Annotated in this window: 20 protein-coding genes; 10 read left to right on the top strand and 10 right to left on the bottom strand. The window is 59.9% G+C overall.

Features of this window, described 5'->3' with window-relative positions; genetic code table 11:
- Positions 1-135: 135 nt before the first annotated feature.
- The 3 genes from ATK23_RS16465 to ATK23_RS09925 all read left to right on the top strand — a co-directional run bounded on the left by ATK23_RS16465 (position 136) and on the right by ATK23_RS09925 (position 5,542).
- Positions 136-3,408 (top strand): choice-of-anchor G family protein, encoded by a 3,273-nt coding sequence (locus ATK23_RS16465; RefSeq protein WP_170041002.1) that lies wholly within the window; start codon positions 136-138, stop codon positions 3,406-3,408.
- A 191-nt stretch (positions 3,409-3,599) separates the two neighbouring features.
- A complete protein-coding gene (locus ATK23_RS09930) occupies positions 3,600-4,403 on the top strand; it encodes a DUF5819 family protein (RefSeq protein ID WP_066141328.1) in 804 nt (267 codons plus the stop codon).
- Complete coding sequence (locus ATK23_RS09925; protein WP_066141325.1) at positions 4,400-5,542, top strand: HTTM domain-containing protein; 1,143 nt, start codon at positions 4,400-4,402, stop codon at positions 5,540-5,542. Before ATK23_RS09930 ends, ATK23_RS09925 begins: the two co-directional genes overlap by 4 nt.
- A gap of 67 nt (positions 5,543-5,609) precedes the next feature.
- On the opposite strand, the gene ATK23_RS09920 is transcribed toward ATK23_RS09925, so the two are convergent.
- From ATK23_RS09920 to ATK23_RS16460, 3 genes are all read right to left on the bottom strand, one after another.
- Positions 5,610-6,992: an NAD-dependent succinate-semialdehyde dehydrogenase gene (locus tag ATK23_RS09920; RefSeq protein WP_038993725.1), complete on the bottom strand. Its 1,383-nt coding sequence runs from the start codon at positions 6,990-6,992 to the stop codon at positions 5,610-5,612.
- A 272-nt stretch (positions 6,993-7,264) separates the two neighbouring features.
- The gene (gene mgrA / locus ATK23_RS09915; RefSeq protein WP_066141322.1) at positions 7,265-8,326 is read right to left on the bottom strand and encodes an L-glyceraldehyde 3-phosphate reductase; all 1,062 of its coding nucleotides are present in this window, start codon (positions 8,324-8,326) and stop codon (positions 7,265-7,267) included.
- Positions 8,327-8,620: 294 nt separating this feature from the next.
- Positions 8,621-8,782, bottom strand: a complete 162-nt coding sequence (locus ATK23_RS16460) for a hypothetical protein (protein ID WP_162989337.1) — start codon at positions 8,780-8,782, stop codon at positions 8,621-8,623.
- 144 nt (positions 8,783-8,926) lie between these two features.
- On the opposite strand from ATK23_RS16460, the gene ATK23_RS09910 reads away from it, so the two are divergent.
- Together ATK23_RS09910 and hrpB are read left to right on the top strand one after the other, a co-directional pair.
- Positions 8,927-9,718, top strand: a complete 792-nt coding sequence (locus ATK23_RS09910; RefSeq protein WP_245858360.1) for an alpha/beta fold hydrolase — start codon at positions 8,927-8,929, stop codon at positions 9,716-9,718.
- Positions 9,715-12,273 (top strand): ATP-dependent helicase HrpB, encoded by a 2,559-nt coding sequence (gene hrpB, locus ATK23_RS09905; RefSeq protein WP_066141319.1) that lies wholly within the window; start codon positions 9,715-9,717, stop codon positions 12,271-12,273. Before ATK23_RS09910 ends, hrpB begins: the two co-directional genes overlap by 4 nt.
- A 66-nt stretch (positions 12,274-12,339) precedes the next feature.
- On the opposite strand, the gene ATK23_RS09900 is transcribed toward hrpB, so the two are convergent.
- Positions 12,340-13,572, bottom strand: a complete 1,233-nt coding sequence (locus ATK23_RS09900) for an acyl-CoA dehydrogenase family protein (protein ID WP_066141316.1) — start codon at positions 13,570-13,572, stop codon at positions 12,340-12,342.
- Positions 13,573-13,673: 101 nt separating this feature from the next.
- The gene (locus tag ATK23_RS09895; RefSeq protein ID WP_066141313.1) at positions 13,674-14,363 is read right to left on the bottom strand and encodes a TetR/AcrR family transcriptional regulator; all 690 of its coding nucleotides are present in this window, start codon (positions 14,361-14,363) and stop codon (positions 13,674-13,676) included.
- 161 nt (positions 14,364-14,524) lie between these two features.
- Here ATK23_RS09895 and ATK23_RS09890 point away from each other — a divergent pair, with 161 nt between their 5' ends.
- Complete coding sequence (locus ATK23_RS09890; protein ID WP_100339263.1) at positions 14,525-14,956, top strand: DoxX family membrane protein; 432 nt, start codon at positions 14,525-14,527, stop codon at positions 14,954-14,956.
- 94 nt (positions 14,957-15,050) lie between these two features.
- Positions 15,051-15,233 (top strand): hypothetical protein, encoded by a 183-nt coding sequence (locus ATK23_RS09885; protein WP_066141310.1) that lies wholly within the window; start codon positions 15,051-15,053, stop codon positions 15,231-15,233.
- A gap of 71 nt (positions 15,234-15,304) precedes the next feature.
- On the opposite strand, the gene ATK23_RS09880 is transcribed toward ATK23_RS09885, so the two are convergent.
- From ATK23_RS09880 to ATK23_RS09870, 3 genes are all read right to left on the bottom strand, one after another.
- Positions 15,305-16,756 (bottom strand): DHA2 family efflux MFS transporter permease subunit, encoded by a 1,452-nt coding sequence (locus tag ATK23_RS09880; protein WP_066141307.1) that lies wholly within the window; start codon positions 16,754-16,756, stop codon positions 15,305-15,307.
- Between the two features lie 60 nt (positions 16,757-16,816).
- The gene (locus ATK23_RS09875; RefSeq protein ID WP_233125400.1) at positions 16,817-17,815 is read right to left on the bottom strand and encodes a PhzF family protein; all 999 of its coding nucleotides are present in this window, start codon (positions 17,813-17,815) and stop codon (positions 16,817-16,819) included.
- 95 nt (positions 17,816-17,910) lie between these two features.
- Positions 17,911-18,456, bottom strand: coding sequence for an AMIN-like domain-containing (lipo)protein (locus ATK23_RS09870; protein ID WP_083515571.1), 546 nt, complete (start codon positions 18,454-18,456; stop codon positions 17,911-17,913).
- 211 nt (positions 18,457-18,667) lie between these two features.
- On the opposite strand from ATK23_RS09870, the gene ATK23_RS09865 reads away from it, so the two are divergent.
- The gene (locus ATK23_RS09865; RefSeq protein WP_066141300.1) at positions 18,668-19,762 is read left to right on the top strand and encodes a mechanosensitive ion channel family protein; all 1,095 of its coding nucleotides are present in this window, start codon (positions 18,668-18,670) and stop codon (positions 19,760-19,762) included.
- 71 nt (positions 19,763-19,833) lie between these two features.
- Here ATK23_RS09865 and ATK23_RS09860 read toward each other — a convergent pair whose 3' ends face one another.
- Positions 19,834-20,478 (bottom strand): YqaJ viral recombinase family protein, encoded by a 645-nt coding sequence (locus ATK23_RS09860; RefSeq protein WP_233125401.1) that lies wholly within the window; start codon positions 20,476-20,478, stop codon positions 19,834-19,836.
- A gap of 64 nt (positions 20,479-20,542) precedes the next feature.
- Positions 20,543-20,734, bottom strand: a complete 192-nt coding sequence (locus tag ATK23_RS09855; protein ID WP_157066381.1) for a hypothetical protein — start codon at positions 20,732-20,734, stop codon at positions 20,543-20,545.
- 201 nt (positions 20,735-20,935) lie between these two features.
- On the opposite strand from ATK23_RS09855, the gene ATK23_RS09850 reads away from it, so the two are divergent.
- Together ATK23_RS09850 and ATK23_RS09845 are read left to right on the top strand one after the other, a co-directional pair.
- A complete protein-coding gene (locus tag ATK23_RS09850) occupies positions 20,936-21,679 on the top strand; it encodes an ABC transporter ATP-binding protein (RefSeq protein WP_066141292.1) in 744 nt (247 codons plus the stop codon).
- Positions 21,676-23,001, top strand: a complete 1,326-nt coding sequence (locus tag ATK23_RS09845; protein WP_066141289.1) for an FtsX-like permease family protein — start codon at positions 21,676-21,678, stop codon at positions 22,999-23,001. Before ATK23_RS09850 ends, ATK23_RS09845 begins: the two co-directional genes overlap by 4 nt.
- Positions 23,002-23,155 lie beyond the last annotated feature (154 nt).

The raw sequence follows: 23,155 nt of genomic DNA, 5'->3' as shown, positions 1-23,155 counted from the left end.
CTGGCTAAGAAGTTTGACCTGAGTATGCAAAGAAATGGCTGAAAGAAACCTGTGAGCCGAGGTTCATCCAACATAGGGTCAAATACGGAGCTCTTTGGAGTTCCCTAGATCACAACCAACTTTTGGAGGATAGTGGTGCAAGCAGATAATTTGCCACCAGCTAAGGGCGCGAAGCTCAAGGCGGCCCGTCCGGTGCTCGCTGGCGCAGTCGTCGCGAGCCTGTTCGTGGCTCCGACCGTAACCGCAGCATATGCAGCTCCTGAGGATCATTCAGAAGCATTCGGCCAGGTCATCAATGTCGACGGACTCGGGCTAGAAGTAGCTGACGCCGGCTACTCATTCTCGGCCAACCCGAGCTCGCCTGAAGCCCAGGCAAACCCATTGAACGTTGCGGCGCTTAACGGAGCGCTGGATCTGACGCTTCCGACCATCAACCTTCCAGTAATCAGCGAAGATGGAACCGGCCTCCTTGACCTCGGTCAGGCCGGCGCACTGTCCTCCTACGCGATCGCTGATACCCCAACCCATGCCAAGGCTTCGGCAGGCGTGCTGGGTGCCGACGGTGCATTGGCTGTTGACCAGAATACAGGCGAACTAGCAACCGTCGATCTAACCAAGCTGTTCAGCCAGATCGGCGCCGACGGCTTGACCGAAGCAGTTCTCGACGAGGCTCAACTGCAGCTGGGTGCACTAGGCTCCACGACTGAGCGCACCGATGGTGCGGATCCAACGCACGAGTACCAGATTGCTTCGGCGACTGTAGACCTGCATAGCCCACTGCTCACCGAGCTCAACGGGACCCTAACTTCTACCACGACCGCACTCGGTACCGCATTGGATGGCCTGGTTGGCGAAGGCGGGACGGTATCCGATCTCGTTGCTGCCCTCAACGGCATCAACCTCAATGTACTCGTTGCTCAGGTTGGCCTGTCCAATTCCCAGCTGACCATCAATGGACTGGATGACGTCGTTGGAATCGCAAACGGAGTGTTGTCCGAAGAATTGGTCTCGGAATCGGGTTTGGTTTCGGTGAACTTAGGTGCCGGGACTGTCAATATTGACCTTTCCAAGGTGGTCGAAGGCGGACTGAACGACCAGCCAGCCAACACCAAGTTGCTGGATGACGCAATCGCGCAGCAGATCAGCACTGAGCTGACCGGACTGCTTGACGAAGTCGTCACCAACCTGACCACTGCCGTTAATGATGCTCTCGCAGCTGCGACATTCACCCTGACGGCGGACGTAAACGCTAACGTTGCACTGCTAGGGGATGTCGTAGACGGTGGCATCAATATCAGCGGTTCGCTTGCTGACCTGCTCAATGGCAATAGCGACGCGTTCATCGTAGACAACAATCTGTCACTCCTCGCTGGGACTCTAGATCTGACCGCAGTTCTCAATGCCGTTACCGATTCGGTATTCGCCATTTTGGATTCGACTCTGACGGAAGTCACCGCTGTGGTTGATGGTCTTCCTGCAGCCTTGAATGGAGCGGTTGCCAACGTGGTCGCGCCATTGATTGACGGAGCGATCGAGCCACTGCTTGAAGGTGTTCTGGAAATCACCATCAACGAGCAGGGCACGATTGCAAGCTCGGAAGTAAACAACCTTGCAGCAACTTCTGCCGCTGCGCAGACTGTCGCCCCAGCTCCCGAGGGTGAGCTGAACTACGTTACGGCTTTGGCAATTGACGTTTTGCCTGATGCTGCGGCGCTTGCAGTTGGCGTTGATCTGGGTACCTCGGCAGTTCGTGCTGCTGCTGAGTACGCTGATGTCGTTATCACCAGCCCCGTACCGACCGACTCCTTCACTGATGGTGACGATGTCGTAGTAATTGGTACCGGCGAACCCAACACCGATATCGAAGTTAGCCTCGATGGTGGAAGCACTGTCACCGTTACGACTGACGAAAACGGTAACTGGACCACTACGTTCCCAGCCGTCCCTGAGGGGCAACACACCATCACCGCAACGGACGGATCCTCCGAAGATCAAGTAACCATTACGGTTGATCCTGCTGAAACGGGCGTAGACTCAACTGCTGATTCGACCGCTGACGCTACTGCTGATTCGACCGCTGATGCTACTGCTGATTCGACCGCTGATGCTACTGCTGATTCGACCGCTGATGCTACTGCCGATGCAACTGCTGATTCGACCGCTGATGCTACTGCCGATGCAACTGCTGATTCGACCGCTGATGCTACTGCCGATGCAACTGCTGATTCGACCGCTGATGCTACTGCCGATGCAACTGCTGATTCGACCGCTGATGCTACTGCCGATGCAACTGCTGATTCGACCGCTGATGCTACTGCCGATGCAACTGCTGATTCGACCGCTGATGCTACTGCCGATGCAACTGCTGATTCGACCGCTGATGCTACTGCCGATGCAACTGCTGATTCGACCGCTGATGCTACTGCCGATGCAACTGCTGATTCGACCGCTGATGCTACTGCCGATGCAACTGCTGATTCGACCGCTGATGCTACTGCCGATGCAACTGCTGATTCGACCGCTGATGCTACTGCCGATGCAACTGCTGATTCGACCGCTGATGCTACTGCCGATGCAACTGCTGATTCGACCGCTGATGCTACTGCCGATGCAACTGCTGATTCGACCGCTGATGCTACTGCCGATGCAACTGCTGATTCGACCGCTGATGCTACTGCCGATGCAACTGCTGATTCGACCGCTGATGCTACTGCCGATGCAACTGCTGATTCGACCGCTGATGCTACTGCCGATGCAACTGCTGATTCGACCGCTGATGCTACTGCCGATGCAACTGCTGATTCGACCGCTGATGCTACTGCCGATGCAACTGCTGATTCGACCGCTGATGCTACTGCCGATGCAACTGCTGATTCGACCGCTGATGCTACTGCCGATGCAACTGCTGATTCGACCGCTGATGCTACTGCCGATGCAACTGCTGATTCGACCGCTGATGCTACTGCCGATGCAACTGCTGATTCGACCGCTGATGCTACTGCCGATGCAACTGCTGATTCGACCGCTGACGCTACTGCCGACGCAGAGGCTGACGCTACTGCCGACGCAGAGGCTGACGCGACCGCTGACGCTACTGCCGACGCAGAGGCTGACGCGACCGCTGACGCTACTGCCGACGCAGAGGCTGACGCTACTGCCGATGCGACTGCTGATGCTGACGCTGACGCTGACGCGACCGCTAACGCTGAAGCTGACGCAGCATCCGCGGGCGATTCTGCATCGAATGGATCTGACGAAGACTCCAGCTCCAACGGTCAGAACGATGGCAAGAACGATGACAAGCTGGCTGATACCGGCGCATCGGGTGTTCTCCTGGCAGGCGGTGCAGCAGTACTGCTGGCGCTGGCTGGTGCGGGCATCATGATTGCTCGTCGCAAGCGTGCCTAGTAGCTTGATCTTGTAATAAATTCGGCAAGCCGGGCTGACCGCATGGGTCAGCCCGGCTTATCGTCTATTCTGTGCTTAATATGTTGGGTGCAAAACCCTAAATAAGAAATAAAATTGAAGATTGGCTGCTCGTAGAATGACGATCCATTCTACGAGCGAAAATCGGATTCCCGAACGGACAGGAATGGGAAATGACGGTATCTTCTGGCACCGCCAAGAGTAGGAAATATCCGTTATGGCTTCGGCTAGTTGGATTCGTCTGTGTCTTGCTCACTGCTTGGCATATTTTTGCGACGTTCCTCTGGGTGGCTCCCGCAAATGAGATTCGTAAAATAGTTCCAGACAATGCGTTGCGCAACTACATGATGCCCATGTTTGGACAAAGCTGGTCGGTATTTGCTCCGAAACCGGTCGATGGCGACTATTCCTTCGAAGTTCGTGCCAGCATCGTGGATGATGCAGGCGAAGAACGCACCACGGCATGGATTGATCCTGTGAAGCGCGAAATGAACATGATCCATCACAATCTTTTCCCGCCGAGGGCCGCGCTAGCGGGAGACCGGCTCTCAAGCGTTTACCAGAATTCATGGCGAAAACTAAACGACAATCAGCAAGAATCAGTCGAGCTCAGTTACTTCAAAGGTGATGACTGGACTCAACGCATGACTAACCGCCTCAATAGCCAAATTACGAAGAACTCGAGCAATTCGAAAAATAGAACGGCTGATTTCCTGGTCGCAGAAAAGCAGGCAAGTGCCTACGCCACTCAAGTTGCAAAGGCGGTCTGGGGCGATGAAGAGATAACTAGAATCCAGTTCAGGGCGGGTCGCCAAGGAGTCATTCCTTTTTCGCAGAGGAATGATGAAAATGCGAAACGGCCAAAGCCTGTCACCATCGAATCAGGTTGGCGTGGAATGACGGTAATGGATGGTCAAAGCCAAGAAAACTTTGCCAAGGTCTTCAACTCGTTGGAAGGGGTGAATGCAGGTAAATGAATATAGCTTCGAAGGTTTTGACCGCGATTGCTCGCATATGGTCCGCATTCTGGCGTGAGGGTCCACCGTACTTCCTCAATGTTTGCAAGAACGTAGTTGCTACCGTAGAGGGCTGGCTGTATGACCAGAAACGCGCTCTCTACGGCATCGCTGTGGCTCGTATCCTGTTCGGGTTAGCTGCATTAGGCTTGCTGCTGACTAATTTCAACACCCGTCTCTACACCTATGGAAGCGGTGCCGCTTGGTCCGGGCAACTTGAAGAACCAATCAGCTCATTCGGCAAAAGCGGCTTTTTTGACTTCTTCTTCTCGATCGCGAAGAACGATACCTCGGTGACCATCTTCTTCCTAATGATGATGGTATTGGCCGTAACGCTCATAATTGGCTACCGCGCACGTATCTTGCTTCCAATATTCTTGTGGCTATGGATCGGGTTCATTGAAACCCCGTTCTTTGGCAGCGACCAGGGGGACAACGCGATGCGCATTGCCATGTTCCTGATGATGTTCACTGATCATTCGGCTCGATGGTCGCTTGATGCACGCCGTCGTGGACGAAATGCCGACTTCAGCGGCAACGTGTTCCAAAAGCTGTGGAATGGTGCCCATGTATTGCCTGCCCCGTTGACCGCTCTTTGGCATAACCTGGCCATTATCGCCTTGGCCTGCCAGGTATTCATGATTTATGTTTCGGGTGCCTTGTTCAAGTCCACCGGTGAACCGTGGCAGGAAGGAACGGCTGTCTATGGTCCGCTGCACACCATGCGCTTTGGACCGTGGCCCGAAATCAGCGAACTGATAACCACTATGGGATGGTCTGTGGCCATTGCGAGTATTGGATCCATCATTCTGCAAGTCAGCTTCCCAGGGGCACTGCTATTCCGGTGGACACGAATACCTGTGCTGTTCGCGATGGTTTCGTTCCATATTGGTATTGCCATCTTGATGGGCCTTCCGTGGTTCTCTTTGGCAATGGTTGGCGTAGATGCCATCTTCATCCGTGACGTCACCTGGAGCCGCTTAGCGAATTGGTTCAAGAAGGCAGCCAAGGATGCGCCTGCCGATGTGGCCGCTCCAGAAATGAAGACGGTTGTGGGCGATAAACGGAATGAAGAGCTGCACGAAAAAGTCAGCGTCTAGTACCCGGTAAAACCGAGGGGCTGTCTCCTGAATAATCAGGAAACAGCCCCTCGCTGCGCTTGGCGGATTATTCGCCTACGTAGAACAGGCGCTTGTTCACGAACTCGTCCATGCCCAGCGGGCCAAGTTCGCGGCCGAAGCCTGAACGCTTCACGCCGCCGAATGGCATTTCTGCACCCTCAGCGCTGGCTGCGTTCACGTTGGTCATGCCGGACTGCAGCTTCTGCGCCACCTTGGAGGCGCGCTCGACGTCGGTGGAGTGCACCGAACCGCCCAGGCCGTAGATGGTGTCGTTAGCCAGCTCGGTGGCTTCCTCGTCGCTGGATACCTTGTAGACCACGGCTACCGGGCCGAACAGCTCCTCGTAGTAGGCACGCATGTCCTTGGTGACGCCGCTCAGCACCGCAGGGGAGTAGTACGCGGAAGGGCCGTCGTGCAGCACGCCGCCGGCATGCAGGGTCGCGCCCTTGGAGACCGCATCCTGCACCTGTGCGTGCAGATCCTCGGCGGCCTTGCGCGAGGACATCGGGGCGAACGTGCCTTCCTCTTCCTTCATCGGGTCGCCGGCCTTCAAGCCCGACGCACGCTGGGTCAGCTCGGCAACGAAATCATCGAAGATGTCCTCCATGACGATCATGCGCTTGTTCGAGTTGCAAGCCTGTCCGGTATTGTCGATGCGGAAGCCCCACGCAGTCTCGGCAATGCCGGCGACGTCGTCGGAGTCGAGCACGACGAATGGATCCGATCCGCCCAGCTCCAGCACTGCCTTCTTCAGGTTCCGGCCTGCCTGCTCGCCGATGATAGCGCCCGCGCGTTCCGAACCGGTCAGCGAAACGCCCTGGATGCGGGGATCAGCGATGATGGTCGAGATCTGATCGTGGGTGGCGAACAGGTTGTTGTAAACGCCTGCAGGCACGCCGGCCTCATCCATGATTTCCTGGATGGCCAGAGCCGAGCGCGGGCAGGACTCTGCATGCTTCAAGATGATGGTGTTGCCCAGCATCAGGTTAGGCGCCGCGAAGCGGGCCACTTGGTACAGCGGGAAGTTCCACGGCATGATGCCCAGCAATGGGCCCACCGGGCGCTTCTGCACGATGGCCTTGCCGCCGGAGAAGGACTTGATCTCCTGGTCCGCAGCCAATGCAGGGCCCTCGGTGGCGAAGTACTCGAAGATCTCCTGGCAGAATTCTGCCTCACCCACGGCCTCGGACAGTGGCTTGCCCATCTCGGTGGTCATGATCTTGCCGAGCTCGGCAGCGCGCTCGGCGAAGAGCGCTCCGACCTTGGAGACAATCTTGGCGCGTTCGTTGATGTCGACGTCCTGCCATGATTCGTAGGCGGTCTGCGCTGCAGCCAATGCCTGCTCGACTTGCTCGTCGGTTGCTGCGTCGAACTCCTCGACAACTTCACCGGTAGCCGGGTTCAAGACCTTGTAGGTTGGGGCGCTCATCAATGCTCCTGTCGTTTGCACAAAAGTGGCCAGCGTAAGCCGCGTGGCTCTAACGTTAGCGGACTCCACGCAATAAATGAATGTAATTCACTTCATATTGCGTCTACTCCGAGCTTATCCGCAGAAACAAGTTTCAGCCACCAAGGAACAGCAGGAATTTCGCTTGCGAAAAAGATGCAGACAGAAGCGAGCGAAAAAGCCGTGGCTTCCAAGTCATGTCTTGGAAACCACGGCTTGAGAGCACAGATAATTACGCTGTGATCAGTGGATCGCTAGCTGATAGCGGAAGTTCGCCACCAATCGATTCCTGCATCGCCTTGGGCAATCGTGGCAATCTGGGTCAATTCAGCCTCGGAGAAGTCGAGGTTCTCCAGCGCACCAAGGTTCTCGTCCAGCTGCTTGGTGGACGAAGCGCCAATCAGCACCGAGGTTGCCGCACCTTCGCGCAGCAGCCAAGCCAAGGCCATCTGTGCCAGCGACTGCCCGCGCTTCTTGGCGACCTCGTTCAGGTTGCGGATCTTGGCGAGGTTCTCATCGGTCAGCTGGGCTTCGAGCGAACGGCGTCCGCCCTGGCGCACCACATCGGTGGTTTCCAGGTACTTGTCGGTGAGCAGGCCTTGGGCCAGCGGGGTGAAGGCAATGGTGCCCATGCGTTCCTTTTCCAAGGTCTGCAGCAGGCCGTGCTCCACCCAAGGGTTCAGGATGTTGTACGACGGCTGGTGGATGACCAGAGGGGTCCCCAGGTCCTTGGCGATGGCGGCGGCTTCAGCAGTGCGTTCTGCCGAGTACGAGGAGATGCCCACATAGGTGGCCTTGCCTTGGCGAACCAGGGCATCCAACGCGCCGATGGTTTCGTGCAGGGGAGTCTTCGGATCGAAACGGTGCGAATAGAAGATGTCCACGTAGTCCAGATTCATCTTCTTCAGCGAAGCCTCGCAGGAGGCCAGCAGGTATTTGCGCGAACCGAAGGTGCCGTACGGGCCTGGCCACATGTCGTAGCCGGCCTTGGACGAAATGACCAGCTCGTTGCGGTACGGCTTGAAGTCCTTGAGCATCATGCGGCCGAAGTTCTCTTCGGCTGAGCCTGCCGGAGGGCCGTAGTTGTTGGCCAGGTCGAAGTGGTTGATGCCGTGGTCGAAGGCATGGCGCAGGATCTCGCGCTGGGTGTCGAAGGGGCGGTTGTCGCCGAAGTTCCACCACAGTCCCAATGACAGCGGCGGCAAGCGCAGGCCGGATTCGCCCACGCGGCGGTAGCCGAAATGCTCATAGCGGTCTGCGGCAGCGGTGTAGGGGCGGTGCAGTTCAGGGATGGACGGGAGGCGTTCGTATTCCACGAGGCACCTTTCTGCCAGGCCAAGCGCTGGCGTGCGGAAATCGATGTGAAGTCAATTTCCACAATAGGCCAGAGCCTGAACTAAACAAATAGAGCCCAGGTGAATCCGCTGTGTGCGTAAAGGATTAGCGGATCGCATTAAATGATGAACCGACCCGCCAGGCCAAGGAGGTAACGCCTGTGCGGATCGGTTCATCTAGATCACTCGCACCTTGAGAAGGTATTAACCACACTAGGAGCTGATTCTTGTAAAAAGCTGAACACTACGTGTGCGGTCTCTCAGGAAAAGTTGTTGCTAGTAATTCGAGGGCGGATCCGAAGCGGGGAATGATTCGTCTTCCCACTCTTCGACGAGCGCTTCATCGTGCTCGTCATGGTGCTTCTTTTCCTCTTCGGCAAGTCGCAGCTTTTCCTCTTCAACGCCATCGGGCTGCCCAGCAGCTGATTGTTCAGGCATGCTCTTCCTCCCAACTTCCGTGGGCCACCCCCAGCGGGTGGCCTGACACTGTGTCTTCAGTGTTCACCTATTCGACGCGGTTGTCGAGGGCGGGACGGAACTCTGATTTCGACTTCACCGCCGCTACAGGATTTAATCGGAGGCATGCCGATGATCAATAATCCCGCAGACGGTTCCGAAATCTTCTTTGACGATGACGGGGCCGCCGGGGAACCGATTCTGTTCCTCCACGGCTCCGCCCTGTCCCGCTCCATCTGGAGAGGGCTCGGCTACACCAAGGCGCTCGGCGAGAACCACCGCACCATCCGCATGGACCTGCGCGGACATGGGAAATCAGCCAAGTCCCACGACGTAGCCGATTACACCATGGACAAGGTGGTCAGCGACATCCACGCCGTCATGGATCATCTGGGCATCAAACGCATCCATATCGTCGGCTACTCCTTCGGCGCACGTACCGGCCTGCACATGGCCATGCACCGTCCCGAGCAGGTGATTTCGCTGATCATGCTCGGCGGCACCTATGAAATCACCCCCGGCGAAATCGGGAAGCTCTTCTTTCCTGGTTACCTTGATGTCCTCCGCAACGGCGATATCGAAGGTTTCGTCACCGGGCAGGAAAAGAATGGGCGCCTGGACCCAGCAACCCGCCTGGCCTTCAAGTCCAATGACCCGCTAGCGCTGGCCGCCTACTACGAAGCTGCCGAGACCCTGCAGAACATCGAGGTGTCCGAGCTGGCGAAGATCAGGATCCCGACCCTGCTGCTGATCGGCACCAGGGACCAGCCGCGCTTCGACCAGAACAAGATCATGGTCCGCACCTTGCCCAATGCGCGCATGGTGGCCTTGCCAGGCCGGACCCACGGCAGCACCCTGTACCCGATTGAACCGGTAGTGAGCGCCATCAAGTCCTTCTGGTCAGGTCGCCAGGCATGAGTTTTGCCCCCTTCGACCTGAACCGGATCTCTTCCGGCCTGGCCTTCGGGCCCAGCAGGGAAGAGCTCTTCGCATCCGTGGCGGCCAATCCCGCGCAGCCGCTGGTGATCCAGGCTCCGCCGGGATCCGGCAAGACGACCATCGTTCCGCCCACGGTAGCCAACGCGCTGCATCAGGCCGGGTTGGGCGGCAAGGTCATCGTGACCCAGCCGCGCCGTGTCGCCGCCCGCGCGGCAGCCCGCCGCCTCGCCCAGCTGGATGGATCGGCGGTAGGGCAGCGCGTCGGCTTCGCCGTGCGAGGGGAACGCAAAGCGTCGGCGCAGACCCGCGTGGAATTCGTGACAGCCGGCCTCATGCTGCGTCGGCTGCTGGCGGATCCGGATCTTGACGGTGTCAGTGCGGTGATCATTGATGAGGTCCATGAGCGGTCTATTGATACCGATTTGCTGCTGGCCATGGTCAACCAGGTCAGTGAATTGCGCGATGACTTCTCGCTGATCGTGATGAGTGCTACCTTGCATGCCAGCGAGCTTTCGGAGCTGATGGTGCGCGATACGGCAGCACCGGTGCTCAGCGCGCAGACCGCCCAGTTCGAGGTGGAAGAAGCCTTCGACAGTTTCGCGGGGATCAGGAATGCCGAACGCGGGCTGAACGACGACTACTTGCGCCATGTAGCGTCCGTCGCGGTACGCCATGCGGCGGAAGCCAATGCGGCCAGCGGCACCCCGGTGGACACGCTGGTCTTCGTGCCCGGCGTTCGGGAAGTCGAACGCGTCTGCTCGCAGATCGCAGCCGCAGGCGTGCCGGTCTTTGCCTTGCACTCGCAGATTTCTTCCAAGGAACAGGACCGGATCCTGGGCGAACCGGAACCGGGCAGCGACCCGCGGATCATCGTCTCCACCTCCATTGCCGAATCATCGGTCACGGTGCCGCGGGTGCACCTGGTCATCGATGCCGGCTACGCCCGCGAGCCGCGCCGAGACAGCTCGCGCGGCTTCTCCGGGTTGATGACCGTGGTGGCCAGCCGTTCCGCAGCCACCCAGCGGGCGGGCCGTGCAGGACGCCTTGGGCCGGGCAAGGTGGTGCGCACCCTGGATCCGAAATCCTTCGCCGCCGCACCAGCGCACTCCACGCCGGAAATCCGAACCGGAGATCTGGTGGCCGCGGGCTTGTCGCTGGCGGCGTGGGGGACCCCGCGTGGCGAGGGGCTTGCCATGTGGGAGGCTCCGCCGACTGGCGCCATGGCCAGCGACGAACAGGTCCTGCGCAGCCTGGACGCGGTGGATGAGGCAGGCCAGATCACCTCGCTGGGCGAGCAGATGATGAAGATTCCAGCGGACCCGCGTGCCTCCCGCGCGCTGCTGGAGGGAAGCCGGATCTTCGGTGCCCGGGCTGCCGCGGATGCTGTTGCCTTGCTGGCCAGCTCCGAGCGCATCGCCAGCGCGGACCTGAACGAGCTGCTGGTCGCGGTGGCCCGGAATTCGCATCCGGCGCACCGCGCCTGGAAGCATGAAGCGCAGCGCCTGGAAAAGCTCGTGGGAGCTGCGGGGCCGAGCACCGGAAGGCAGGCTGGATCGGCAGCCACGGCATTGGCAGGGGTGTGCGCGTTGGCGTACCCGCAATGGATTGCCCGCAAGACCGGGCCGGACGAGTACCTCCTGGCCTCGGGAACCCGCGCCACGCTGCCTCGGGGCAGCGCGCTGATGCATGAAGAATTTCTCGCGGTCGCCGAGGTGTCCCGCACCGGATCCAAGGCCATGATCCGGCGGGCTATCGGCATTGACTTGGAGACGGCCATAGACCTGCTGCCGCAGATGCACCAGATGCGTGAGGTGGCAGAAATGTCCGACGGCAGGATCACCGCCCGCCGGATCGAAAGTTTCGGCGAGATCGAGCTTGTAGCCCATCCGATCAAGGCCACCGAGGAACTGGGGATGCAGGCTGTGGCCAGCGCCCTTGCCACGCAGGGCATGCGCTTCTTCGGTACCCACGAGAAATTCGATGCCTTGCGTCGGCGCATGGCAGTGGCCCGCCGTTTGCTCGGGGAACCTTTTGTCCGGGTTGACGACCAGAGCCTGGTTGACGCTGCAGATCATTGGCTGCAGCCGGTACTGCGGAAGATTGCTTCCGGCACGAATGCAGCCAAGGTCGACCTGTATTCGGCATTGCGGACATTGCTGCCCTGGGAGCATGCCCATGATTTCGATTCCCTGGTGCCCGAGCGGCTCCAGGTTCCTTCGGGATCGAGAATTTCTGTGGCCTACCCCGAGGTCGGTGAATCTGGTCCTGCGGTTGTCGCGGTGAAACTGCAGGAATGCTTCGGGCTGGAGGACTCGCCCCGCCTGGTCAATGGCAAGATGCCGGTGCAATTCCATCTGCTGTCGCCGGGTGGCAGGCCACTGGCGGTGACCGATGACTTGGTGAGTTTCTTCAATGGACCCTATGCCCAGGTGCGTGCTGAAATGCGCGGGCGCTACCCGAAGCATCCCTGGCCGGAGAATCCGTGGGATCACGTGGCCACCGCAAAGACGAAGAAGCGCTTGGGCGAGCAATAGAAAAAGCACGCCCGGACCGCGGCTCAGATTGAGCCAGGTCCCGGCGTGCTTTCCTGCGTCCTGGTACTAAGCGAAGGCGGAGAGGCCGGTGATGTCGCGGCCCATGATCAAAGCCTGCACGGTTTCGGTGCCTTCATAGGTGTGGATCGCTTCCACATCGGCGAAGTGGCGGGCCACGCGGTTGCTGGTCAGGATGCCGTTGCCGCCGAGCAGGTCGCGGGCATTCGCCGCGATGGAGCGTGCGGTGCGGGTGGCGGTGTACTTGGCCAGCGAAGCCTGCGGCCCGGTCAGCTCACCGGAGGTTTCGCGCTTGGCCGCCTGCATCACCAGAACCTGGATGGTGGCCAGCTCGGACTGCATGCGCGCCAGCCGTTCCTGGACGATCTGGCTGGCAGCCAGCGGGCGGCCGAACTGCACGCGCTGCTTGGCGTAGTTCACTGCCGACTCGTAGCATGCGGTCGCGTGGCCTGCGGCAGACCAGGCGACGCCCAGGCGGGTGGCGAAGAGGACACGGGAGGTGTCCTTGAAGCTCTTGGCTTCCGGCATCACATCCTCATCTGGAACGAAGACGTTGTCCATGCGGATATGCGCCTGCCAGATGGCGCGAAGGGACAGCTTGTTCTCGATGGTGGTGGCCTTGTAGCCCTCGGCATCCTGGTGGACGATGAAGCCGCGGACCTTGCCCTCGTCATCACGAGCCCAGACGATGCTCACGCCGCCGATCGAGCCGTTGCCGATCCATTTCTTCTCGCCGCTCAGTCGGTAGCCGCCCTCGACCTTGGTTGCGCGGGTTTCCAGCGACACCGAGTCGGAACCGTGGGTGGGCTCGGTCAACGCGAAGGAGCCTGGGAGCTCGCCGCGCAGCATGGGGATGGCGTACTTCTGGATCTGCTCTTCGTTGCCGCAGTACAGCACCGAGCGAAGGGCCAGGCCGCCCTGGACGCCGACAATGGTGGAGACGGAGCCATCGCCACGGGCCATTTCCATGTTGACCAGACCGGCAGCCAGCGGACTCATTTCCGCGTAGCCCTCGGGATTCAGGCCATCGCGCAGGAGATCTGCGTCGCCAAGCTTCTTGATCAAGTGCAGCGGGTAGTCGGCCTTGTCCCAGTACTCGTGGATGTCGTGCTTGACCTCTTCGAGGATGAACTTGCGGGCCTTGGCGCGCCAAGCATTGTCCGCTTCGCCGACTTCGGCAAAGACTCCGGTCGGGTCGGTGTTGACGTCCTCCGACCACAGGTCGTATTCGGGTTCAACAACGCCTGCGGGAAATTCGAATTCGGTCTCCAGCTGGGACATTTCGGGTGCTCCTAATAGCTAGGGTGAAAAAGTTTCACTCACTAGACTAGTGGAACGCAGTGCCATGTCAAGAAACTAGGTTTCAAGGTGTGGGGGACAGATTACTTTCCGTGCTCTTTAAGTGCGCGGGAGACCGCTTGGAGAATATCCTTCTCCTCGGCGGCGGCGTCCAGCACCGAGACCACCACGCTGGGGGACGCGGGCTTGGCAGGGGTTGCCTTCTGGTCCGGGTCGAGCAGATCTGCGAAGCGGTTGAGGAACTGGCGTACGTCGTTGGCCAGCTTGGTGCGGTCAGTGCTGTGCGCATCCTTCAGCCAGCTGCGCAGATGGTCATTATGGATGGCCACCAGACCGGCGCTGACGCCTAGGCACAGCGACTTCTCCGATGCGGTCTTCGCCAAGTCGCGGCGCTTCAAGAATCCATAGAAAGCGCGTTCGTATCGGTGGGTGGAAACCAGCTCGCGCTCGCGCAACGATGGCACCGAGGAGAGCAGCTTGTGGCGCAGCGCGGCTCCTTCGGGATTGACCGTGTACTGGTCGAAAACTACATGCGCGGCATCGATGAGCGTAGTGATCGCATCAACCGACGAGGCTGCCAGCGTGGTCTCGACGTGCGCAATGATCATTTCCTGGTCGGCAAAGACCATGTTCTCTTTCGAACCGAAACGGCGGAAGAAGGTGGAACGGGAAATACCGGCGGCAGCTGCCAGCTCATCGACGCTGGTGGCATCGAAGCCCTGCGTAATGAGCAGATCTAGGGCTGCTGGGGGAACTGCGGAAGAAGCGATCATGATTCACGAATTTAGCATGATTCAAGCTGGGAGATTCTTGGGTTCAGCTTTGCGCGCCGCCCAAATGATTGTGAACTACTGCGCCCATGACTACGCTGAACATCAGGGCGTTCTATAGAAGATCGCCATTTCTGGACTAAAAGAAAGAGAAGTGAGGGCCCATGGGAATCTCGATTGCAAACGCCGCGCTACGTTTGGTCAGTGGCGCGTTCATTCTCAACAGCGGCATCAACAAGTTGCGCATCGATGAAGCGAGCGCGGCAGGCCTGCAGCAGATGGCAGCCAACGGCGTGCCGCAGCTGGCCGAGCTGGAACCAGCAGTTTTCGGCAAGGCTGTCTCCATCAGCGAGATCTCGCTGGGCAGCGCCCTGCTGCTTCCGCTGATTCCATCGCGTCTTGCGGGCTTGGGCCTGGGTGCCTTCTCCGGCGTGCTGCTGGCTTCCTACCTGCGCACCCCGGGCATGACGGAATCCGATGGCATCCGTCCGACCGCAGACGGCACCGCCCTGGCCAAGGATGTCTGGCTGGCAGGTATTGCGGTGGCCCTGATCTTTGGCCGCAAGGCAGCCAAGAAGATCAAGAAAGCGAAATAAACGCTTGAGCAAAGCGCTCAGCTGGCCTTAAGTTGATCTTGAAGACTGCGGTTTTCAGCGGCCATATTTGAACCACAAGCTAAGAGGAGAACCAATGGGTTTCTTAGATGATGCAAAGAAGAAGCTGGGCGAGGCAGTCGAAAACGCGAAGGAATTCGCCGGAGACGCCAGCGAGAACATCAAGAGCTTCGCAGCTGATGCCCAGGAGAAAATCGGCGAGAAGGTCGACGAGTTCAAGCACGGCGACAACGAAGAAGATCCTGAAGACAAGGTCTAAGGGCCATAAGGCAAACGCCTGATCCACCGACGTTCACGTCATGGATCAGGCGTTTGCCTTTGACGCGTTGCCTAGCGCCGGGCCTTCTGGCCGTCGCTGAGGAACGCAACAACCAGCACGGCGGCCACGGCGATGAAGCCTGGCAGCATCAACGCCTGCCCCAAGCCGACAGACATGGCTTCCATGATCACCGCAGGATCCTTGGAGCCCGCCTGCGCGATCTGCGCCGAAACACGGGCATCCATCATCACCGCGATCAGCGCCGACCCAAGGACCGAACCGATTTGCCGGGTGGTGTTGTAGATTCCCGAACCGGCACCGGCATCACGCGCGGTCAAGTCCTTGGTGGCCGCCAGCGACAGGGACGGCCAGATCATGGCTGAACCGACGCCTTGGACCGCCGAAGGGATCAGCAGGGCCCACAGCGGGATATCGGCGTGCATCAGGAAGGCATAGGCCACCGTGGCACCGCCAAACAGGAAGAACCCGGGCACAGCCAGGATCCGCGGACTGAGCTGATTGACCTTCTTGCCCAGCTGCGGAGCGATGAAGATCGCCACCAGGGCCATCGGGGAAATCATCAACGCGGATGCGGTCGGACTCAGACCGCGCACGTTCTGCAGGAAGAACACCATAGGCAGGGCGATAGTCGCGATCGTCAGGCCCATGAACGTGATCGCGACGTTGGCCAGCGAGAAATTGCGCACCGTGAACAAGCGCAGTGGAACCAGCGGCTCGGATTTGGTCTTCGACTGCCACCGGACGAAGGCACCCATCAGCACAATGCCGATGATGATCAGATGCCACGAATTCAGCGGGCCAATAAATGGTTCCCAGTTGGTGGCGTCGCCTTCCTGGATGCCGAAGACCAAGCAGAACATGGCCAGCGCCGAGAGGAAGACGCCGAACCAGTCGAAGGAATGCGAATGGGCTTCAAGCGCGGGAACGAACTTGAAGACCATGGCCAGGCTGAGAACCGAGATGGGCAGGTTGATGAAGAAGATCCACTCCCAGCCAATGGAGTCCACCAGCAAGCCGCCGGCAATCGGTCCAATCAGCGAGGCGATGCCCGCCACCGCACCCCACAATCCCATGGCCGCGCCGCGGTGCTGATACGGGAAGAGCCGGGTAATCAGCGTCATGGCCTGCGGGGAAATCATCGAAGCGCCCAGGCCCTGGACGGCGCGTGCTGCCACCAGGGAACCGAGGGAATCGGACAGGCCGCACCACAGCGAGGCCAGCGAGAAGACCACCATGCCGATGAGGTAGATGTTGCGCGGGCCAAAGCGGTCGCCGAGCCTTCCGGTGACCAGCAGCGGCACGGCGAAGGTGAGCAGGTAGGCGCTGTTGACCCACAGGATGCTGGAGATGTCGGCATCCAGCGACTTCATGATGGCAGGCATCGCGGTGGACACGATGGTGGTGTCCAGCAGGATCATGAAGAAGCCGATGACCAATGCCCAGAGGGCTCGCCACGCGGCTTTTCTGTCGAAGTGTGATTCGGGATTCGCAGTATCAGGCACCGCTCAAGGCTATTCCCTATTCGCCGGATGCGGAACCGATAGCGAACCTATGAAGGTTAATCAGTCGAAGCTCACATCACCGGAGATGCGGGTGGCGACATCACCGCTGACCCAAACACCGCGTTCGGTCGCTTCGATATGCAAGATTGCTTCACGGCCCAGGCGGGTTCCCTGGCGTACCGTATAGCGTTGCGGCGCATACCCGGATTGCGTCAGCCAGGTGCCGAACGCCGCGTTCAGCGAACCAGTGGCTGGGTCTTCAGGAACGGCCTCGCCGGGGATGAAGGCACGGACTTCATAGTCGGCGGGAGGCTGGAGCACTACATTGCGGAAACGCTCCTCGGAACGCTCGAAATCAGAAAAGTCCAAGGGACGCAGTTCTTCACGCGTCCCGGAAACCCGCGGGATGACCGATCCGCGCGGTTGCCACACGCTCTGCGAGACGCTGGAGGCCGTGTAGGGGCCGATGACTCCGACTTCCAACCCCTGGAGCGCCACGTAGTCCGGTTCGATACCCAGCACGATATCGGCGTCACGCAGCACCAGGCCGGCAGGATGCGGGCCGTTGACCAGCCACTGGTGGTCCACCACGTCTTCCTCGCGAATGCCCAGACCGGCAATCGCCCATTGCAGGACATCCGGCTCCAAAGGACCGGAGCGGGTGAGCGGGGGAGCGAGGAAAGCCAATCGCCGCGAGTGCCGGTCGCTGCTCTCGCGCTCCACGCGCACCGGGATCAAGCCGGCGCCGCACTGCTGGATCAGATGGCCGGACGGGCCGGCTTCCCCACCGGATTCCAACCAGGCATGGGCAGCGCCAAGGGTCGGATGGCCGGCAAAGGGAAGCTCGGTGCTCGGGGTGAAAATGCGGATGGCATAGTCGGCTTCCTCGTCGCTCGGTTCGACGAAGAATACGGTTTCAGCAAGATTCATCCACTGCGCAAAGTGCTGCATCTGGTCATCGCTCAGGCTGTCAGCATTGAACACGACTCCCAGGCCATTGCCGTTGAAAGCAGTGGGTGCAAAGACGTCAACCTGCTGATAAGAGAATGTGCGCGACATACTTAGCATGGTGGCACATTAACCAGCAGGTTGACCCGGTGTTACGTGTTAGGTCACGCAAAAAGTTGCGAACGCATCATGCAAGCGGACCTTCCTTACCAATGGTGCGCAACATCGATGACCAAGCGTGAACCGTCGCCAGGTCCAGCCAGGGTGAACACGCGCATCGGAAGCCGGGCCCTGGTGGAGATCCCCACCTTGGTCTGGCCTTCAAAGCTGCCCAGCCAGACCAACTGGCGGAACGTCGTATAGCCCAGATTCTTCACCTTCGCTCCGGGATTGAACCCCGGAGCTGTTGGTGCCTGCACCAGGATTTCCAAGTTGGCACCACCCGTGGTGGCCACCGGCAGTCCGGAACCGATTCCAGTCAGTTCGCTGACATACCTTGCCGAGTAGCTGGCAGCCGGTCCTGCCAGATCAATGACCAGCCGGTCAAAGCACAAATGGCGTCCGGTACGCAGATCCTGAATCGTGGAATGCGTGGACAAGGAACCGGTTTTGGCCAAAGAACCCCAATAGACCGTTGGACAGGAAGTGGATGCCTGCGCGGCCGGCGCCGGAGCCGCCGCGGAAGCCGGCGTCACGACGAGCAAGGCCGCCGCCACCGCGCCCAGCGCGATTCCAATTTTTTCGTGGCGCATAGGGATCACCGTCTTTCTTGGTTTGCGCCTGCTGGCAGAGCATACTGCCAGTGAATCTACTAAAGCCCTGGCCCATGTGAAGCACAAGGGCAAAAAGGAATTGGAACCACTCTGAGACGGTTCTGCAATGGTGCTGGAAACCTCCCGAACCATATGGTGGGACGAAGGTTCCGCACAGCATTTATTTAGCGCCATATGACATGCTTAAAGCATGTCTCCTACCCCCGTTGAACCTCTAGACGAAACCGTCGAGGAAGTCATTACAGCATCAAGCTTCCTCCCCGAATCGTTGCAATTCTGGGTTGTGCTGCTGATCGGTGCGCTCGTAGCCGCAATCTTGGCATTCGTTTTCAGCGGCGTGGCACGCCGCGTGCTGCGCCGGATCGGCGTGGATGAAGCCGATGTGAAAGCCACCAGATTCCCGTTCTTCGGCATGGTCACATCGATCATCGCGAAGTCGGCCTTCGCGGTTTTCTATAGCGATCGTCCCTGGTACAACCCCTGGCAGTTCGCCATCCTGATCGTTCTGGTTTTCTTCCTCACCTGGTTCATCATCAAGCTGGTGCGCGTGATTGAAGCGGGCATGATGGCACGCTTCGAGTCGAGATTCGGCCCAGGACGCAGGCTTGCCAAGGTCCAGACGCAGGTTGGCCTGATGCGCCGCGTGCTGATCGCGGTGTTGTGCATCCTTGCCGTCGCCGCGGTGCTGCTGACAATCGAACAGGTCAGGGCGCTGGGCGCCGGCCTGTTGGCGTCGGCCGGTCTGGCATCGGTGGTCGTCGGCTTGGCCGTGCAATCAACCTTGGCCAACGTCTTCGCCGGCTTGCAGGTCGCGTTTACCGACTCCATTCGTGTGGATGACACGGTGGTGGTCGAAGGGGAGCGCGGCACCGTCGAGGAAATCACCCTCTCCTATGTCGTCGTGCATCTGATCGATGGGCGCCGGATGATCCTGCCATCGACCTACTTCACCACCACGCCGTTCGAGAACTGGTCGCGGCGCAGCACCGAGATTTCCGGAAATGTCGCACTGCAGCTGAAGCTCAATGCGCCGATTGCCTACTTGCGCCAGCGCAGCACCGAACTGCTTGAGTCCTCCGACTGGTGGGACGGCCGGGATAATGAGCTACTCGTGACGGATGCCCAAAATGGCTTGCAGACAGTGACCATTTATTTATCTGCGCGCAACGCCGGGGACCTGTGGAACCTGCGCAACATGCTGCGGGAGAAGCTGCTGGCCGAGCTGGTGGAAAACTACCCTGACAGCCTGCCAGATCCCCGGATGATCCCGAGCAACCCGGTCTGATGGCATAGAGATAGCCACTGATTCCAGTCCTTCGAACTGGTTTCAGTGGCTATTTCCGTTTCCCGGTGAAATCAGAGCCGCAACGCCGCCGGCCCGTAGTCGTTGTAGCGCTCCTGGCGGGCCGTCGCCTCGCGCAATGCGTCGATCAGCGACTCGGCCTTGCCAATCAGATCGCTGATCAAATCATCGTCCCGTTCCACCCAGAGGTATTCGGGAACCGCGCGCACCGGCACGAAATTGTCGTGCTCTTCCCAGACGAACAGCGTGCGTTCGGCACCGATCACGTGCTGCTGCCACAGGATCTGGCGCAGATAGTTCTTCGGGATTTTCTTGAACGGCTTATTGGTGGTCTTGATTTCAGCCAATACCGGAACCCCCGAAGCGTCAAAGCCAAGGCCATCGGGAGTTGCCAGATGCAGCTTCGATTGCTGCGAGTGGAAGAGCTGGGTGGAAGGAAAAATATTGAAATTCTCTTGGACCCAGGCGGCAATGACCGGTTCGCGCTTGCGTCCATGGTCGGTGTAGGGATTGCCGGAGAAGCCATTGCCGTACAGCTTGTCCCACGCGGCATTCTTGATGGACTTCTCGGTGGACAGCTTGGCCACGTCCGTTGCCGTGATGCCCTGCGCTCGTGCCCGCAGCCACTCGATGCGGTTGGAAGAGTCAGCTAAAACACGTTCGAAGCATTCATGGTGGACGCCGGGCACAGTAATCACTTGATCTATTCTTCCCCATGAAGGGGCAAGAATCGTGCACCTTGGCCTCGCCGCCGGCGTGAGACTAGTCGCTGGATCCGGCGATAGCGGTCAACAGCTGATTGATAGTCGGCGTCTCACTGGCACGGAATTTCTCTGTGCCGTCCTGCAATAGCCGGATGACCGGGGTGCTGGTGATTTCCAATTCCTCGCCACGGGCCACCTGCTCCACGACGTTGATCTCTTCGACCTCCAACGCGGGCAGCAATTCCTGCACTCGGGCCACGGTTTGCCGAGTGCGGACGCATGGCGCGCAAAATGGCTGCGTATACAATTCCAGCTTCATTTGCCGCTGACTGCTCCTGCTGTAGTTGTGAACAATGCGCCGGCAGCTCCTACCGGGGGATGAGCCCGGCCGGAGGCGACTTGGCCCCCTGCGCCGATGCGCGTAAGGGCACACGATTGAAAACATTGGGTCATGCTTGAAAATTCCCTTGGCCATCCACCCGTCCTCGACGCTCGCCGACTCTACCGCAGCTTCGGCTCCACCACCGCATTGAACGGCATCGACCTGCAGATTGCACTGGGCCAATCGCTGGCCATCATGGGTCCCTCGGGGTCCGGCAAATCCACGCTGCTGCACGCACTGGCCGGTATCGAACTTCCAGACGCCGGCAGCATCATGCTGAACCGCCCGGGCCGGGCACCGGTGGATATCCAAGGGCTCAAGGACAAGGCGCGCACCAAGCTGCGCCGCGAATCCTTCGGCTTCGTCTTCCAATCCGGACTGCTGATTCCCGAGCTGACCGCCGAGGAGAACGTGGCCATGGCCCTGATGATCAACGGGGTGCCACGCAATGCCGCCATTGCCAGCGCCGGATCAGCGTTGGCCGAACTGGGCCTGGCGGGGATGGAGCAACGCCGCATCGGCCAGCTCTCCGGCGGGCAGCAGCAACGCGTTGCCATAGCCCGCGCACAGGTCACCGGGGCCATGGTGGTCTTCGCCGATGAACCCACCGGCGCCCTGGACTCGACCACGGGATTCGAGGTGCTCGATACCTTGCTGCGCTGCACCGTCGGCGCAGGCAAATCATTGGTGATGGTGACCCACGATCCCAACGTAGCCGCACGCTGCGACCGCATTGTGCAGCTGCAGGACGGCCAGCTGACCGGCGACAGCCTGCACCCGGCGCATGCCGCGAAGGACGGTGCCCAGCAGTGAATATCCTGCACCTTTCATGGATGCTCGGCCGGCCGGAGAAATCCCGGCTGGCACCGCAGATCCTGACTGCCAGCGCCTACGCCATGGTCAGCGCGATCCTGCTGATCGTGCTCGGCGGCGCCTACTCCTTCACCAGTTTAGAGCTCGAAGCTCAGGGAACCTATCTGCCCTTGGCCATCTTCGCCGTGGTGCTGCTGGTGGTCCCGCTGCTGGTGCTCGGCTCGGCCGCGGCCCGGCTTTCCGCACGCTCCAATGACCGGGCCCTGTCATCCTTGCGCTTGCTCGGCGCCACCGGTGCGCAGATCAGCCTCGTGGCAGTGCTCCAGGCAGCAGGCACGGCACTGGCCGGTGCGCTCGCCGGTATCGCGCTGTACTTCCTGGCAGCCCCGTTGGCTTCCGTGATTCCGTTCCAAGGTGCGCCGATCGGCTCAGCCATCTACTTGCCGCTGTGGGTGCTGGCGGTAGCGGTAGCCGCTATCGTGCTCCTCTCGGCGGGCAGTGCAGCTGCCGGCCTGCGCAAGCTGGTTATCACCCCGCTGGCAGTGGCAACCCGCAGCACGGTGCCCACCCCCAGCTGGCTGCGCGCGGTGATCTGTATCGGCGGCATCCTGCTGCTGTACGCGCTGTTCTCGAACATGGGCCAGTTCATGCAGTCCATCGCCGCGATCATCGCAGTGATAGCGGGCGGATTCGGCCTGGGCTTGCTGGTGATGAACCTTCTCGGCCCGTACCTGGTGGCCAAGGTGGGCAAGGGCAAGCTGCGCAAGGCCAGCACTCCGCAGCAGCTGCTGGCCGCCCGCATGATCCTGGAAAGCCCTGCCGAGTCCTGGCGCCAGGTCTCCGGGGTGGCCATGGCTTCCTTCGTCGCGGTGGTGGGCGGCAGCGGTGCCGCCCTGATGGCATCGCCCGGCAATGAATTCGGCCAGGGCACCTGGATGGAGCATGTGCCGGCAGATATCGTCACCGGCGTGCTGGTGACCCTTGCCATCAGCTTCATCTGCGTGGCCGCCTCGGCAGCTATTTCGCAAAGCGCCAGCACCTTGGACCGTGCCCCGCTGTATCGCGGGCTGAACCGCTTGGGCATGCCCTACACGACGATGAACGCCGCGCGCACCAAGTCGATCATGATCCCGGCGCTGACTGCCTCGATCGGTTTCGCCATCGCCTCCACAATCCTCGTGCTCCCCCTGGCCGGGGCCGCCGTCCTGCTCCAGCCGCTGACAGTCGTCACCGTCATCTCCTGCGTCGTGCTCGGATTGCTGCTGGTGCGAACGGCAATTTCGGTTGCCGATCCGCAGAAGCTGCTAGCAACTAGAGAATAAATTCTCTAGTCAGCACACCGAGATAATGGCCCGATTTGGTTAGGGTCACTTCCGGGCCGGTGATTAGAGACGTTTCGTGTTGCGTAATGCCGATAAAAACGCGTATTGTGGCATACGGCCCGGATAGGCTTGCCTAACCTTGCTGACCGATACG

Origin of the sequence: Glutamicibacter nicotianae (assembly GCF_002797775.1) — a bacterium.
Classification (GTDB): Bacteria; Actinomycetota; Actinomycetes; order Actinomycetales; family Micrococcaceae; genus Glutamicibacter; species Glutamicibacter nicotianae.
Note: the sequence above shows the minus strand (reverse complement) of the source record. Positions and strands in the feature narration are given on the sequence as shown.